Source organism: Bacillus sp. LBG-1-113, from assembly GCF_020708615.1.
Classification (GTDB): domain Bacteria; phylum Bacillota; class Bacilli; order Bacillales; family Bacillaceae; genus Bacillus; species Bacillus mojavensis.
The window spans coordinates 978,319-996,834 of sequence record NZ_JAJFDG010000001.1; the positions used below are offsets into that span (position 1 = coordinate 978,319).

Genomic DNA, 18,516 nt, shown 5'->3' on the forward strand with positions numbered 1-18,516 from the left:
GAGAGGAGATTCATTGATGCCGCAGCAACCCGAAATACAGGATATATATCCCTTGTCTTTTATGCAGGAGGGGATGCTTTTTCATTCGCTGTATGATGAACAGTCGAGAGCTTATTTTGAACAGGCTTCTTTTACAATCAAGGGGCAGCTTGACTTAGACCGTTTCCAGAAAAGTATGGACGCTGTTTTTGACAGGTATGAAATCTTTCGAACGACTTTTATCTACAAAAATGTAGCCAAACCTCGTCAGGTGGTGCTTAAAGACCGTTCTATCCGTGTTCATTTTGAAGATATTTCTCATCTTAATGAGAGAGAGAAAGAACATTGTACAGAAGCATTCAAGGAACAAGATAAAAAAAGGGGCTTTGATCTTCAGTCGGATGTACTGATGAGAATATCCGTTTTAAAATGGGCGCCTGAGCGTTACGTGTGCATTTGGAGCCATCACCATATTTTAATGGACGGATGGTGCTTAGGCATTATCATTAAAGACTTTCTCCACATTTATCAAGCGCTGGGAGAAGGGCGGCTTCCATATTTGCAGCCAGTTCAGCCGTACGGAACATATATTAAATGGCTAATGCAGCAGGATCGTGAAGAGGCAGCTGCGTATTGGAAAAAGCGACTGCAGCACTTCGAGAAAGCTTCTTCTTTGCCAAAAAGAAACGAGCAAGTATCAGAAGGTGAATTACAGCAGGTCACGTTTACTATCTCTGAAAAAGAAACGTCCGATTTGCAGAAAATCGCAGCAGCATCCGGTGCAACGCTTAACACCGTTTTCCAAGCTTTGTGGGGGATTTTGCTGCAAAAATTCAATCGCTGTGACGATGCCGTGTTCGGATCAGTCGTCTCAGGCAGGCCTTCTGAGCTGAAAGATGTAGAAAATATAGTCGGCCTTTTTATTAATACTATTCCCATCCGGGTCCAAAGCAAAGCTCTTTCTTTCTCTGACCTGGTCAGTCGGATGCAAAAGGAAATGACTGAAGCAGAAGCATACAGCTATTTTCCTCTATATGACATTCAAGCGCAGAGTGCTCTTAAACAAGAGCTCATTGATCATATTATCGTGTTTGAAAACGTGCCGACCCAGGAAGAAATTGAAGGACTAAACCAGACTGGATCGTTCGGTTTCTCAGTGGAAAACTTTGCGATGGCGGAGGAGACTAATTATGGATGCAGCGTCAAAGTGATTCCAGGCCGCACATTATTCGTGCGCATCAATTTTCATACAGGTTTATATGAGCCTGGCATAATTGCTGAGATAAAAGATTATTTACTGCATATGATTTCAGCTGTCATCTCTGATCCTTCTCTTCCTGTTTCAAGGATGACGTTACTAGATAAAGACAAAACACAGAAAATGGTTGCTGAATATAATACGACGGGAGCTGTTTCAGCGTTAGCTCCGACGCTGCACGGGCTGTTTGAACGTCAGGCGGCTTTGACGCCGGATCGGACGGCTTTGCGCTTTTCTGGCGGCTCGCTGACTTACGCGCAGCTTGACATGTACGCCAACAGGCTGGCAGCGCGCCTTACGGCGCACGGTGTCACGAAGGAAAGCATTGTCGGTGTTCTAAGCGAGCGTTCGCCGGACATGCTGACAGCCGTTCTCGCCGTATTAAAGGCAGGCGGGGCTTATTTGCCTCTTGATCCTGCATATCCAGAGGAGCGGCTGAGCTATATGCTGAAAGACAGCGGGGCAGCCCTTTTACTGACACAGCCGGGATTAAAGGCACCTGATTTTTCCGGAAAGACACTTGAAGTGGATCTGACGGCTCTTGCGAATGAAGAATCCGAATATCACTCTCTACATCAAGCGGACAGCGATTCTCTCGCCTATGTGATCTATACATCAGGCTCCACTGGACGGCCGAAAGGAGTCGCCGTTGAGCACCGCCAGGCGGTTTCCTTTCTGACCGGCATGCAGATGCAGTTTCCTTTAGAGGAAGACGACATCATTATGATGAAAACGTCTTTTTCCTTTGATGCGTCTGTCTGGCAGCTGTTTTGGTGGACGCTTTCAGGTGCTTCGGCCTATCTGCTTCCGTCCGACTGGGAGAAAGATCCGGCATTGATGGTAAAAGCCATTCGAGAGGAAGGCGTTACAACGGCCCATTTTATCCCGGCCATGCTGAACAGCTTTTTGGACCAAGCGGAAATCGAAGCACCGAGAAGCCTGAAGCGTGTATTCGCCGGAGGTGAACCGCTGGCCCCTCATACGGCAGCCCGTTTCGCTTCTTTGCTGCCCGAGACATCGCTCGTTCACGGCTACGGGCCGACAGAAGCAACTGTTGATGCGGCATTTTACACGTGTGATCCTGAGCTTGACAGGGATCGCTTGCGCCTTCCGATCGGAAAACCTGTGCCTGGCGCGCGTCTGTATGTGTTAGATCCGCATGTAGCCGTACAGCCTGTCGGCGTAGCGGGAGAATTGTATATCGCTGGAGCCGGCGTCGCCAGAGGCTACTTGAATCGTCCGGAATTAACAGAAGAACGTTTTCTTGATGATCCATTTTATCCGGGAGAGCGCATGTACAAAACAGGGGATTTAGCACGCTGGCTCCCAGATGGTCAGGTTGAATTCCTCGGCCGTCTTGATGACCAGGTGAAAATCCGCGGCTACCGGATTGAGCCGGGAGAAATCGAAGCGGCGCTCAGAAGCATCGAAGGCGTGCGGGAAGCGGCTGTGACTGTTCGTACAGAAAGCGGCGAGGCGGAATTATGTGCGTATGCAGAAGGGCTCGGAAGAAACGAAGTGCGCAAGCAGCTTGAGACATTGCTTCCAGGCTACATGATTCCTGCTCATATCATTGAGATGGAACAATGGCCGGTTACCCCGAGCGGAAAGCTCGAACGAAAAGCGCTGCCTGCTCCTGACGGAGCGGCAGATCGGGAAATCTACACAGCGCCGAGAAATCTGACAGAGATGAAGCTTTCCCAGCTGTGGGAGGAAGTGCTGAAAAGCGGCCCTGTCGGCATTCACGACAACTTTTTTGACCGGGGCGGCCATTCCTTAAAAGCCACCGCGCTTGTCTCCCGGATCGCCAAGGAATTCGGCGTCCAAGTGCCGCTGAAGGAGGTATTTGCCCATCCGACGGTAGAAGGTTTGGCTTCTGTTATCAGCGAAGGAACGGAAAGTCCGTATGAAGCCATTAAGCCGGCAGAAAAACGCGAGACCTACCCGGTTTCCTCTGCCCAAAAGCGAATGTATGTGCTCCAGCAGCTGGAGAATGGAGGCACAGGCTACAATATGCCGGCGGCCTTGGAGCTTGAAGGAAAGCTGGATCTTACAAGAATGGATGCCGTATTTAAAAAGCTGATCAAACGCCACGAGTCACTGCGGACGTCCTTTACAACGGACACAGACGGCGAGCCGGTTCAGCGCATCCATGAAGAAGTGCCGTTTACATTCCACACCTCTGTGCTCGGCGGACAAACTGAACAGGAAGCCGCGGCAGCGTTTATCCAGCCGTTTGATCTCAGCCAAGCTCCGCTGTTCCGAGCGGGAATCGTCAAGATATCAGACGGGCGGCATCTATTACTGGTCGATATGCATCACATTATTTCTGATGGTGTTTCAGTGAATACGCTCATTCGGGAATTCGGAAAGCTGTACGCCAATCAAGAGCTTCCGCCGCTTCACATTCAATATAAAGACTATGCCGTATGGCAGGAGGCCTTTAAAAAAGGAGACACGTACAAGACGCAGGAGGCGTACTGGCTGAAGCAGCTCGAAGGCGAGCTGCCCGTACTGGACCTGCCGGCTGATTACGCCCGGCCGCCGGTGCGAAGCTTTGCGGGTGATCAAGTTTCATTTACGCTCGATCAAGAACTCACAGCCGGGCTTCACAAGCTCGCACGCGAGAACGGAAGCACCCTGTACATGGTGCTCCTGGCAGCTTACACAGCGTTATTGTCACGCTTAAGCAGACAGGAAGACATCATCGTCGGGTCGCCTATTGCCGGACGTCCTCACAAGGACCTTGAGCCGATACTTGGAATGTTCGTCAACACCCTGGCACTGCGAACACGCCCGGAGGGCGGAAAGCCATTTGCGCAATTTTTGCAGGAAGTTCGCGAGACCGCCTTGGAAGCTTACGAACACCAGGATTATCCGTTCGAAGAGCTTGTCGACAAGCTCGGCGTGACAAGGGATATGAGCCGAAATCCGCTGTTTGATGTGATGTTTGTGCTTCAGAATATGGACCAAGAATCCATGCAGCTGAAGGACCTGTGTCTCCGGCCCGCAACAAATATGGGACATCAAGTATCGAAGTTCGATTTAACCCTGTATGCGTACGAGGAATCTAATGGATCTATGATGTTTCAAATGGAATATAGCACGGATCTCTATCAGAAAAAAACGATCGAAATGTGGCTTCACTATTTAATGAATTTGCTACGCGCCATCATCCAAGACAGCAAAGCAGCACTTGGAACAATACATGTATTGGACGAGAATGAAACCCATTTCCTTATCCATGAACTCAACTGTACAAAAAGAGAGTATCCGAGACATGAAACCATCAGCAGGCTGTTTGAGTTACAGGCTGAACAAACGCCTGATGCCATAGCTGTGGCCGGCGATGAACAAACATTAACGTATAAGGAGCTGAACATCCGGGCAAACAGGATTGCTGCTGTTCTTCGGAGAAAAGGAGTCGGACCTGAAACTGTAGTTGCATTATTGACAACACGAACTCCAGAACTTGCAGCAGGAATGCTCGGCATTTTGAAAGCTGGAGGAGCCTATCTGCCTATTGCTAAGGATCTGCCCGCTGACCGAATATCATATATGCTGTCAGACAGCGGTGCAAAAATACTCCTTCGATCTGAAAAAACAAATAGTCAACAATTAGACTTAGAGCATAATTGTGAGCAAATCGTCATTGAAGAGATTCAAGGACAAGGAGAAGCGAAGAACTTTGAATCTCCAGCAGGACCACATTCACTCGCTTATATCATCTATACATCAGGATCAACCGGCAAACCGAAGGGTGTCATGATTGAACAGCGAAGTGTGATCCGTCTCGTTAAAAACAGCAATTACATTGAATTTACACCTGAAGACCGGCTTCTGCTGACTTCTTCACTCGGTTTTGATGTCGTTACATTTGAAATACTCGGACCGTTGCTAAATGGCGCTGCTTTGCATCTCACAGATAAAGAAACATTTCTGGATTCCCATCAGCTTAAGAGATACATAGAACAAAACGGAATCACCACAATGTGGCTGACTGCATCTCTTTTCAACCATTTAACAGAACAGAATGAGAAAATATTTTCCCGGCTCATAAATCTGATTATTGGCGGAGAAGCTCTGTCAGCCAGTCATGTCAATCGAATCAAGCAAGCATGCCCAGAATTGTCCATCTGGAACGGATATGGGCCGACTGAGAATACAACATTTTCGACTTGCTTTCACATTGAAAAAACGTATGATCATTCCATCCCAATCGGCCGGCCGATTGGTAATTCAACCGCATTTATCTTAAATAAATGGGGAATGCTGCAGCCGATCGGAGCTGTCGGTGAACTGTGTGTCGGCGGAGATGGTGTGGCAAGAGGCTATCTTGGTCGCCCAGACCTGACGAAAGAGAAATTTGTGCCAAATCCATTTGCGTCCGGCGAACAAATGTACCGTACCGGTGATCTGGCACGCTGGCTGCCTGACGGCACAATTGAATACGTAGGCCGTGTCGATGATCAGGTAAAAATACGGGGGTACCGGGTTGAACTCGGTGAAATTGAATCAGCGCTTCGTCATATAGAGGGTGTCAAAGAAGCAGCTGTATTGGCGCGAACAGGACAATTAGGCAGCAAGGAGCTTTACGCCTATATAAGCGTAAAAGAGGGTACAAATGCTGAACAAGTGCGTACTCACCTTTCTCAAATGCTGCCAGGCTATATGATGCCGGCCTATATGATAGAAATGGATGCTCTCCCGCTCACTGCCAACGGAAAATTGAACCGAAAAGCACTGCCTGAACCAGATATCACATCTAAACAAACGTACGTCCCGCCTCGCAATGACCTTGAAGAACAGCTTGCGATCATATGGCAGGAGGTTCTCGGGACACAGAAAATCGGAATAGAAGATTCGTTTTTTGAACTAGGCGGAGATTCTATTAAGGCTCTTCAAGTATCCGCGCGCCTCGGGCGTTATGGATGGAGCTTGCATGCAAGCGATTTATTCCGCCATCCGAAAATAAAAGATTTATCAGCAGTCATCCGCAAGACAGAAAGAGTCATAGACCAAGGATCTGTTCAGGGAGCAGTTCCATGGACACCCATTCAGAATTGGTTCCTCTCTCAGGATATAGAAGATAGACACCATTTTAACCAGTCTGTCATGCTGTTTTCTCCTGATTGTTTGTCTGAAGATGCACTGCGAGCGTCACTGAAAAAACTGGCAGAGCATCATGATGCCCTGCGGATGATTTATCGGGATGATAGCGGACAACAGCTGCAAATCAACCAAGACATTCATGAATCCAAACTGTACAGCTTAAGGACTTCTGATGTTTCAGATCCGGGTATTGATTGGGAAACGAGCATTAAAGAAGAAGTTTCAAATCTTCAGCAAAGCATTAATCTCCAACAAGGACCATTACTGCATGCCGCTTGGTTTAAAACGCTGACCGGAGATTATTTATTTCTCACGATTCATCATTTGGTCGTTGATGGGGTATCATGGAGAATTTTACTGGAGGACCTGTCAACGGCATATCATCAAGCAGCTTCTGGACAGGATATACAGCTCCCGCCTAAAACAGATTCCTATCTTGAATACGCACGGCGAATTCAAGATTATGCCCAAAGCAGCAAGCTGATTCGCGAGGAAACGTACTGGCGGACGGTTGAAGAGGAAAAAGCAGCGGAACTGCCATATGAAATGCCTTATCTGGAGAATATGGACAGCAGTGAAAGGGAAACATTGCGCTTTTCACTCACTGAGTCAGACACCGCGGTTTTGCTGCAAAAGGTAAACCACGCTTATGGCACAGATACACAAGATATTCTATTGACGGCGGCTTCCTTAGCGATTTGTGACTGGACAGGGGGCAGCAAGCTCCGTATGGCAATGGAGGGACACGGAAGAGAACACATTCTCCCGGATTTAGACATCAGCCGCACGGTTGGCTGGTTTACATCCATTTACCCCGTCCTTATTGACTTTGAAAATCAAGCGGATGAGCTTGGAACCGCAGTTAAAACCGTGAAAGATACATTGGGCCGGATACCGAACAAAGGGGTAGGCTACGGCATGTTGAAATATATCACACCTCCCGAATATAAAAGTATGGTGTTTTCAAAAACACCTGAAATCGGCTTTAACTATTTGGGGCAGTTCAACGACATAGGAAGACAAGACCGTTTCCGCCCGTCCGGTCTTGGGAGCGGTAAGGACATCACTCCTACTTGGAAGCGGGAGCAGCTTATTGAAATGAGTGCGATGGCAGCAGAAAATCAACTTCATTTTCAGCTCAGCTATGCGCCAGCACGGTTTCACAGGAGGACAATGGAGCGGCTTATCAACCTAATTGAATGCTATCTGCAGGACATTATGAAACACTGTGCTGAAAAACAGAACACAGAAAAGACGCTGAGCGATTTCAGCAGCCAATCGTTAACGGCAGAGGATTTGGACAGTATATCCAGCTTGGTGGAAGACTTGTAGAAAATCGTGACAGGGAGATATGAACATGACAAAAACGAATTCAATTCAGGATATTTATCCGCTGTCTTATATGCAGGAAGGAATGCTTTTTCATTCCCTCCTGCAAAAAGATTCACGGGCATATGTTGAACAAGCCTCTTTTACAATAGAGGGAGAAGTTAATTTACAGTTTTTCCAAGAGAGCATCAATGCTTTAGTAGCAAGACATGACATTTTCAGAACGATTTTCATCAGCCAAAATGTCTCTTCACCTCAGCAGGTTGTCCTGAGAGAACGGACTGTCAGTGTACTGGAGGAGGACATTGCTCATTTAGATGAAGCGGGCCAATCTGAGTTTGTCGAACAAATAAAAGAAAAGGACCGCGCCAAAGGGTTTCATCTGCAAAAGGATATGCTCATGCGCATCACACTTATCCGAACCGGAAAGCGGCAATATACTTGTATTTGGACCTTTCACCACATCATGATGGACGGCTGGTGCCTCGGCATTGTACTAAAAGAATTCCTTCAGATTTATGCATCAAAAATAAAAGGGGCTCCATTATCACTGGAGCCCGTTCAGCCATACGGAACTTATATCAATTGGCTGATGGAGCAAGACAAAGAGAAAGCTGTTTCCTATTGGGACAATTATCTTTCCGGCTATGAGCAGCAAACCTTGCTTCCGAAGCAGAAAAAAACAAAGAGTACAAGCAGGCAGGAGCAAATTACATTTTCATTTTCAAAAGAAGACAGCAGCAGGCTTTCAGAGCTTGCCGTAAGAGAAGAAGTCACACTCAGCACGATTTTCCATACCCTATGGGGGATTCTCCTTCAAAAATATAACAATAGTGATGACGCGGTATTCGGTTCTGTCATGTCAGGAAGGCCCTCAGACATTGAAGGAATTGAACAAATGGTTGGGCTTTTCATTAACACAATTCCCATACGGCTACACGGTTCAAAAACGCCATTTTTACAGCTCGTAAAAGACATGCAAAAGGATCGCCTTGCTGCAGAAGCGTACAGCTACCATCCTCTATACGAGATACAGTCCCGTTCAGCAGTCAAGCAAGGTTTAATAGATCACATTCTTGTATTCGAAAACTATCCGGTGCAGAAAGAAATAGAAATGCTGAACAGCCAGGAGCACGATTCAGATCTTTTTCAGATTCATAACTTCACCGTGGCGGATGAAACCAATTACAGCTTTTATCTCATGGTCGCGCCAGCAGAAGAAATCCATATAAAAATGAGCTATGATGCAGCACTGCATGACCAATCCTTTGTGCTTTCTGTTAAGGAGCATCTGTTGAACACTGTTTCTCAAATCTTAGATCATCCGCATCTCTCACCAGCAGACATCGATATCACAACAGACAATGAAAAGCTGCAGTTGATTGGGGAAATCAAAGATCACACACCAGCTTATGAAACCATCCATGCCATGTTTGAAAAACAGGCAGAAAAGACGCCTGACGCGCAGGCTATAATTGATCAAGCACAATCTCTGACCTATAAAGAATTGAACGAATCCGCCAACAGATTGGCACGGCATTTGCGGAAAAAAGGCGTTATGAGGCAGGAACCTGTCGCAATCATGATGGAACGCTCAGCTGAGTTCATTACCGGTGTTCTCGGTATATTGAAGGCTGGAGGCGCCATTGTTCCAATCGATCCCCATTATCCGTCTGACAGAATCCATTATATTCTGAATGACTGCGGCTGCTCTCATGTCGTTTCACAAGCGCGTTTTGCACCTTTGCTTGAGACTGGCCTGAATGTTACCTATATGGAAGATACTCAAATCGAAGACGGCAGCTGCTTACATTCAGTGAATAGTGCTGACGATCTGCTCTATATGATTTACACATCAGGCACAACAGGAAAACCAAAAGGCGTTCAATTTGAACATCGAAATATGGCGAACTTGCTGCAGTTTGAATTCACTCGCTCTGGCATTGACTTTCAAAATAACGTTTTGCAATTTGCTACTCCTGCCTTTGACGTCTGCTATCAAGAAATATTTTCAACATTGCTGGAAGGCGGCACACTTCATATCGTACCTGAAGCTATAAAAAGAGACGTGCCTCAGCTGTTTACATTTATAAAAGAGCATCAGACGGCTATTGTGTTTCTCCCAACAGCTTTTATCAAAATGATTTTCAGCGAACAGGAATTTGCGAACGCGTTTCCTCGTGATGTAAAACACCTAATTACAGCCGGTGAGCAATTAATCGTTTCCAGTCTCCTCCAAGATGTTTTGCGTCAGCGCAACATGTACTTTCATAATCATTATGGACCTTCAGAAACTCATGTAGTGTCGGCATATACCATATATCCGGGTGACCAAATTCCTGAGTTTCCTCCGATTGGCAAACCGATTGATTGTACTGATATGTATATTTTAAATCGCCAAAAACAGCTGCAGCCTCGGGGAGTATCAGGAGAACTTTATATTTCCGGTTCAAGTGTCGCCAGAGGTTATATCAATAACGATAAACTGACGCGAGAGAAATTTTTACCCGATCCCTTCAGGTCCGGAGCTGTCATGTACCGAACGGGAGATGTAGCGAGAATTCGTGAAGATGGCAGCTTTGAATATATCGGTCGAGCCGACGATCAAGTGAAAATCAGAGGTTATCGAATCGAGCCGCAAGAAATAGAAATCGCGTTAATGAATCATCCGGAGGTAAAAGAAGCTGCTATTCTCATCCGGCAAAATCAAGGCGGAGAACATGAATTATGCGCTTATTATAGCAGTACGCACAGGCTGGATCCCTCGGCTTTGCGACAATATCTGGCAAGTGAGCTCCCAGAATATATGATTCCGGCCAAATGGGTCTCGGTTGACAGCATTCCTTTGACGCCGAACGGGAAAGTCGATCAATCAGCTCTTCCAGAACCGGAAGCTTCAATCAGCAGTCATACATACGCTGCTCCGCGGAACCTGTTAGAGGTAAAGCTTTCACAGCTGTTTGAAGATGTGCTGAAGGAAGGCCCAATCGGCATTCACGATAACTTTTTTGACCGCGGCGGACACTCGTTAAAAGCAACGGTGCTTGTGTCGCGAATCGCCAAGGAATTTCATGCGCAAGTCCCGCTGAAGGACGTATTTGCCCATCCGACAGTGGAGGGATTGGCTCTTATTATTCGAAATGCAGAGGAAAATCCTTATGCGGCGATTGCACAGGCAAAAGAACAACCGACGTACCCAGTATCATCAGCTCAAAAGCGGATGTACGTGCTCCAGCATCTAGATAATGGCGGTGTCGGCTACAACATGCCGGCAGTTTTAGAACTGGAAGGGAAGCTTGATTGCGAAAAATTGGCTGCTGTATTCAAGGAACTGATCAGCCGGCATGAGCCGCTTCGAACGTCCTTTGTGGCGGGAGAAAACGCCGAGCCTGTACAGCGGATTCACAGTGAAGTTCCGTTTGCGTTAAGTGAGGAAGCCTCTGCTGCTGGATTTGTCCGTCCATTTGACCTCAGTCAAGCGCCGTTATTCAGAGCTGGCCTTGTGAAGCTTGCGAACGAGAAGCATTTGCTGCTGGTGGACATGCATCATATCATTTCTGATGGTGTATCCGTTCAGCTGTTAATCCGCGAATTCACTGAGCGCTATGCAAATCGGACGCTTAGGCCGTTACGAATCCAATATAAAGATTACGCCGTTTGGCAGCAGGAATTTCAAAAGGGAGACACATACAAAAAGCAGGAGACTTACTGGCTGAGACAGTTTAGCGGTGAGCTGCCGGTGCTTGAGCTCCCAACAGACAAGCGCCGATCGGCAGAATGGAATTTCTCAGGCGGAAAAATTTTATTTCAAATGAATGAAGAAATCACGTCCAGCCTGAAGCAGCTAGCCCGCAAAAATGGGAGTACGCTGTACATGACGCTGCTGGCATTGTATTCAGCTTTTTTGTCGCGGTTAAGCGGTCAGGAAGACATCGTGATCGGTTCGCCTATTGCCGGACGCCCGCATGCCGATCTTGAATCGGTCCTTGGCATGTTCGTCAATACATTAGCGCTCCGGACGCACCCAGCCGGCAATAAGACATTTACGGATTTTCTGAAGGAAGTCAAGCAGACTGCCCTGGAGGCCTATGAGCATCAGGATTATCCGTTTGAGGAGCTGGTTGATCAACTCGGTGTGCAGCGGGAAATGAGCCGGAATCCGCTGTTTGATACAACCTTTGTGCTGCAAAATATGGAAAAGCAAACACTGAAAATGAATGATTTGCTGCTTAGATGGAACGATTTGCAGCATCCGATATCTAAGTTCGATATTTCCCTGTATGTCACGGAGCATGAAGCTGAGCTGTACTGTCAGTTTGAATACAGTACCGCTTTGTTTGAAAAAGATACCGTTCAAAGATGGGCCGACCTTTTTATAACACTTGTGGAAAACACGGCTTCCAGTCCTGAGATGGAATTGGACGATATTCCGATCCTGACAATAGCAGAAGAAAGGTCTTTCATTGACTCATGCCATCCGCTTGAAGAGACAGGCTATCCGTTGAATCAGACCTTGCACCATGCACTCGAACAGCAAGCGGCAAAAACACCTTACCAACCGGCCGTGATTTTTGAAGACGGAGCGATAACCTACAAGGAATTGAACGAACGGGCGAACCGAGTAGCCTGGGAGCTGATCGACCGCGGAGTAAAAGCCGAAACGACTGTTGCCATTATGGGAAGGCGTTCCCCTGAAATGCTGATCGGGATTTATGCGATTCTAAAAGCAGGCGGCGCTTATCTTCCTATTGACCCGGATTATCCAGAGGAACGGATCCGCTTTTTGCTGAAGGACAGCGATTCTGGGATTCTCCTTATTCAATCTGACAATCTAGACATTCCGGCTTTTAAAGGAGAAATCGTTCATCTCAGTCAATTAAACAACGGGCTGACACATCGTGTATCCAATCCAAATGTTGAAGTCTATCCGGATTCTTTAGCCTATATGATTTATACATCCGGCTCTACTGGAAGACCTAAGGGGGTACAGGTTGAGCATCAATCTGCAGTGAATTTTTTGAATTCCCTTCAGTTCCGCTATCCTTTGAATCAATCGGACGTCATTTTGCATAAAACGTCGTATTCCTTCGATGCTTCGATATGGGAGCTGTTTTGGTGGCCGTACGCTGGCGCCTCTGTTTACCTGCTTCCTCAAGGAGGCGAAAAAGAACCGGACATGATATTGAAGGTCATAGAAGAACAGCAGATTACCGCGATGCATTTTGTGCCTTCTATGCTTCATGCGTTTTTAGAATATCTAAAAAATGGCCCTGTACCGATCAAAACGAACAGGCTGAAGAGAGTGTTTTCTGGAGGCGAACAGCTAGGGGCTCATCTTGTCTCTCGGTTCTGTGAATTGCTGCCAGATGTTACATTAACCAATTCCTATGGTCCTACCGAAGCTACTGTAGAAGCGGCATTCTTCGATTGCCCGGTTGATGAAAAACTTGACCGCATTCCCATTGGCAAACCTATTCATCATGTCAGATTGTATATTCTGAACCAGAAGCAGAGGGTGCTGCCTGCTGGATGTATCGGGGAATTGTATATCGCCGGAGCCGGTGTCGCCAGAGGCTACTTGAATCGCCCGGAATTAACAGAAGAACGTTTTCTTGATGATCCATTTTATCCGGGTGAACGCATGTACAAAACGGGTGATTTGGCGCGCTGGCTGCCAGACGGACAAGTGGAATTCCTCGGCCGTCTGGATGACCAGGTGAAAATCCGCGGCTACCGGATTGAGCCGGGAGAAATCGAAGCGGCGCTCAGAAGCATAGAAGGCGTGCGGGAAGCGGCTGTGACTGTTCGTACAGAAAGCGGCGAGGCGGAATTATGTGCGTATGCAGAAGGGCTCGGAAGAAATGAAGTGCGCAAGCAGCTTGAGACATTGCTGCCGGGCTACATGATTCCTGCTCATATCATTGAGATGGAACAATGGCCGGTTACCCCGAGCGGGAAGCTCGACCGAAAAGCGCTGCCTGCTCCTGACGGAGCGGCAGATCGGGAAATCTACTCGGCGCCGAGAAACCTGACAGAGATGAAGCTTTCCCAGTTGTGGGAGGAAGTGCTGAAAAGCGGCCCTGTCGGCATTCACGACAACTTTTTTGACCGGGGCGGCCATTCCTTAAAAGCCACCGCGCTTGTCTCCCGGATCGCCAAGGAATTCGGCGTCCAGGTGCCGCTGAAGGAGGTATTTGCCCATCCGACGGTAGAAGGTTTGGCTTCTGTCATCAGCGAAGGAACGGAAAGTCCGTATGAAGCCATTAAGCCGGCAGAAAAACGCGAGACCTACCCGGTTTCCTCTGCCCAAAAGCGAATGTATGTGCTCCAACAGCTGGAGAATGGAGGCACAGGCTACAATATGCCGGCGGTCTTGGAGCTTGAAGGAAACTTGGATGTGGAAAGATTAGACGCGATATTTAAAGCACTGATCAAACGCCACGAGTCACTGCGGACGTCCTTTACAACGGACACAGACGGCGAGCCGGTTCAGCGCATCCATGACGAAGTGCCGTTTACATTCCACACCTCTGTGCTCGGCGGACAAACTGAACAGGAAGCCGCGGCAGCGTTTATCCAGCCGTTTGATCTCAGCCAAGCTCCGCTGTTCCGAGGGGGAATCGTCAAGATATCAGACGGGCGGCATCTATTACTGGTCGATATGCATCACATTATTTCTGATGGTGTTTCAGTCAATACGCTCATTCGGGAATTCGGAGAGCTGTACGCCAATCAGGAGCTACCTGCGCTTCACATTCAATATAAAGACTATGCCGTATGGCAGGAGGCCTTTAAAAAAGGAGACACGTTCAAGACGCAGGAGGCGTACTGGCTGAAGCAGCTCGAAGGCGAGCTGCCCGTACTGGACCTGCCGGCTGATTACGCCCGGCCGCCGGTGCGAAGCTTCGCGGGTGATCAAGTCTCATTTACGCTCGATCAAGAACTCACAGCCGGGCTTCACAAGCTCGCACGCGAGAATGGAAGCACCCTGTACATGGTGCTCCTGGCAGCTTACACAGCGTTATTGTCACGCTTAAGCGGACAGGAGGAAGACATCATCGTCGGGTCGCCTATTGCCGGACGTCCTCACAAGGACCTTGAGCCGATACTTGGAATGTTCGTCAACACCCTGGCGCTTCGGGCACGCCCGGAGGGCGGGAAGCCGTTTGCGCAATTTTTGCAGGAAGTTCGCGAGACCGCATTGGAAGCTTACGAACATCAGGATTATCCGTTCGAAGAGCTTGTCGACAAGCTCGGTGTAACGCGGGATATGAGCCGAAATCCAGTGTTTGACGCCATGTTAGTCGTACAAAATACAGAGCAACAGACTTTGGAGCTGGATGACATACAACTCCAGCCGGCCAGCGTTTCTCATCATGTTTCTAAATTTGACATCACATTGCAGGCTTCTGAGGGTGACGAGCAAATTCATTTACAATTTGAATATTCGTCTGCTCTTTTTCAAAAAGCAACGGTAAAACAATGGACATATCATCTGACAAATTTGCTGAGCTATATCGTCGAAAACCCGAACACCCTTCTTAACGATATCGACATTCTGACTCATGAAGAACGAAACAAACTGCTGAATGAGTTTAACAGCGGCCAAGAAAATGAACATAAAGGGCAAACAATCGATCACCTGTTTGAAAAACAAGCAGCGCTGACTCCGAATGCTCCTGCACTCGTCAGCAGAGAAAACACGCTCACCTATCAGGAACTGGACGAATGGTCCAATGGCATTGCATGGGCACTGCGTGACCGCGGGGTTAAACCGGACACACCAGTCGGAATTATGATGCCTCGTTCGTTCAGCATGATTGCAGCCATTCTGGGCGTTTGGAAAGCCGGCGGCTGTTATGTCCCGATTGATCCGGAATACCCGGCGGAACGGAAACGCTATATACTCGGCGACAGCCGAACCAAACTGCTCATCACTTTACCTGCTGCGGAGCAAGAAGCACTTGAAGATTTTGAAGGTGAGATATTCGCTATAGAGACCGCGGAGACATACGACGGATCACCGCTTCCGCAAGTGTCACGCCCTCAGCATTTGGCTTATATCATTTATACTTCAGGAACGACAGGCCAGCCAAAAGGCGTGATGGTCGAGCATAAAGGAATAGCCAACACCCTGCAGTGGCGGCGAAATGCTTATGCTTTGAATGAGACAGACACAGTCCTTCAGCTCTTTTCTTTTTCGTTTGACGGCTTTTTAACAAGTATGTTCACACCGCTTTTGTCAGGTGCAAAGACAGTGCTGCCTGATGAAAACGAAGCGAAAGATATTTTGTCCATTAAGCATGATCTATCTCATCATCGAGTTACACATATGATTATCGTCCCTGTTTTATATCGGGCGCTTTTGGACGTCATACAGCCGGAAGATGCGAAGACGCTTAGAGTAGTCACGCTTGCAGGAGAAGCAGCTGACCGGGAATTGATAGACCGCAGCATGGAAATATGCCCGAATACAGAGCTAGCAAATGAATATGGGCCGACAGAAAACAGTGTGGCAACCACAGCCATGAGACATATGGAACGGCAGAAAAACGTATGCATCGGCCGGCCGATCGACAATACTGAAGTGCTGATTTTAAACGGGGATCAGCTTCAGCCAATCGGCGTTGCCGGCGAGCTTTGCATAGCAGGAACAGGGCTTGCGAGAGGGTACGTCAATCTTCCGGAACTGACAGCAAAAACGTTCGTTCAGCACCCATTCCAGCCCGAAAAACGCATGTATCGAACAGGTGACGCAGCCAGATGGATGGCAGACGGTACGATCGAGTACGTAGGACGATTGGACGATCAAGTCAAAATCAGAGGCCACCGTGTAGAAACGAAAGAAATTGAATCGGTTATCCGCCGTATAAACGGAGTAAAAGAGGCCGTTGTCCTTGCTCGCGAGACAGCGCCTGCTCAAACCGAATTATGTGCTTACCTTGTGGCAGAGCAAGACTTCAATACAGAAATGCTGCGTGCCGAATTAAAAAAACAGCTGCCTTTATATATGATGCCGGCGTTTATTCAAACACTGGACAGGCTTCCTTTGTCACCAAATGGCAAGCTGGATCGCCGGGCACTTCCAGAACCGGCATTCAATCAAGTACGGACATTTCATGCACCGAACAGCGAGATGGAACAAAAACTGGCAGATATATGGGGTGAAGTGCTCGGTGCAGAAAAAATCGGAATTGACGCTTCGTTCTTTGAGCTTGGAGGAGATTCCATTAAAGCGTTACAGGTGTCAGCACGGCTTCATCGAATCGGGAAGCAAATGTCGGTTAAAGATTTATTCAGTCATCCGACAATTAAAGAACTGGCAGCCTATATTCGTGATTCCGATACTAGTGCCAGCCAAGCTCCGGTTGAGGGAGAAGTACAATGGTCACCTGTTCAGAAATGGTTCCTTTCTCAAGATATAAAAGAGAAACACCATTTTAATCAATCTGTTATGCTGCATCGGAATGCCTCCGTCCAAGAAGACGCGCTGCGCAAAACGTTAAAAGCCATCACCATTCACCACGATGCGTTGCGAATGGTGTTCACACAGTCTGAGCAAGGCAAATGGGTTCAATATAATCGGCCGGTCAGTCATTCAGACGACGCGCTGTACAGCCTTCAGATCATCAATTTTAAAGGTTCAGAAGTCAATGCATATGAATCTCTTATGAAACACCATGTACGTGGCATTCAACAGAACATAGATTTGGAAAAAGGGCCGCTATTGCAGGCCGGACTTTTCCGTACAGATGACGGAGACTTTTTGTTCCTAACGGCTCATCACTTCATCGTTGACGGCATCTCATGGCGTGTCCTGCTGGAGGATTTGGCAACCGGATATCGTCAGGCTGTAAAGGGAGAAGGCATTGATTTGCCGCCTAAAACTAGCTCTTTCAAAGCATATACGGAAAAACTCGCCGACTATGCTGAAAGCCGTCAGCTTATGAAACAGCTAGCCTATTGGCGCGAAACTGAAGAGTATCAGGCAGAAGCACTGCCGTTTGATCAAATAAACGATCAAACGTTAAATGAGAGAAAACGGGATACAGTTTCATTCTCTCTCAATACAAAAGAGACGGAGGCGCTTTTAAAAAGCGTCAACCGCACATATAACACAGATACGCAAGATATGCTGCTGGCTTCCGTGATTCTAGCTTTGCGGGATTGGACGAAACAATCTACCGTCAAATTGTCATTAGAAAGCCACGGACGCGAGGGTGTGTTAGACGGCATAGATGTCAGCCGCACGGTTGGATGGTTTACCGCCATTTATCCGTTATTCGTCAAACTAGATTCAGACTTGACCGACAAGGATCAAGAAGAATACTTGGTTCATGTGTTAAAAACAACAAAAGATACACTGAGACGTGTACCGGACAAAGGATTCGGCTACGGTGTACTCAAGTATTTGACCCCGCCTGAGAAAACTGACGTGGATTTCAGCGGCACAACGGAAATCAGCTTCAACTATCTGGGTCAATTTGAAAACAGCCGTACAGCTGAAGCGCCTGATGAAAACACCTTCTCGTTTTCTCCACTCGGGACCGGAGAAGATATCAGCACCTCTTGGAACCGTGAGCAAACGCTTGATATCAGTGCGATGGCAGCAGAAGGAAAAATGACAGTCAACATGACGTATGAAACATCCCGTTTCCAGCATAAAACAATTGCACAGCTTTGTGAGAATTGCCATCACTACTTACTGAAGCTGATTGATCACTGTCTGAACAAAACAGAAACAGAAAAAACCATCAGTGATTTTGATGATCATGAACTGACCGAGGACGCACTCCAAGAGATCGCTGATATGCTCAGTTTTCACTAATGAAACCGTA

At 47.6% G+C, this 18,516-nt stretch carries 2 protein-coding genes; both read left to right on the forward strand.

Translation table 11 applies throughout. The annotated features are described in order from the left end of the window. Window positions 1-16: 16 nt before the first annotated feature. On the forward strand, window positions 17-7,681 hold the full coding sequence (fenE, locus tag LJF29_RS05300; protein ID WP_229147383.1) for a fengycin non-ribosomal peptide synthetase FenE: 7,665 nt from the start codon (window positions 17-19) through the stop codon (window positions 7,679-7,681). Between the two features lie 25 nt (window positions 7,682-7,706). Beyond that, window positions 7,707-18,506: a fengycin non-ribosomal peptide synthetase FenA gene (fenA, locus tag LJF29_RS05305; protein WP_229147386.1), complete on the forward strand. Its 10,800-nt coding sequence runs from the start codon at window positions 7,707-7,709 to the stop codon at window positions 18,504-18,506. Window positions 18,507-18,516 lie beyond the last annotated feature (10 nt).

What these genes read in the sequence shown, in the direction of transcription:
- fenE (WP_229147383.1), top strand. Translation starts at nt 17, where the DNA reads ATGCCGCAGCAACCCGAAATACAGGATATATATCCCTTGTCTTTTATG.
- fenA (WP_229147386.1), top strand. Translation starts at nt 7,707, where the DNA reads ATGACAAAAACGAATTCAATTCAGGATATTTATCCGCTGTCTTATATG.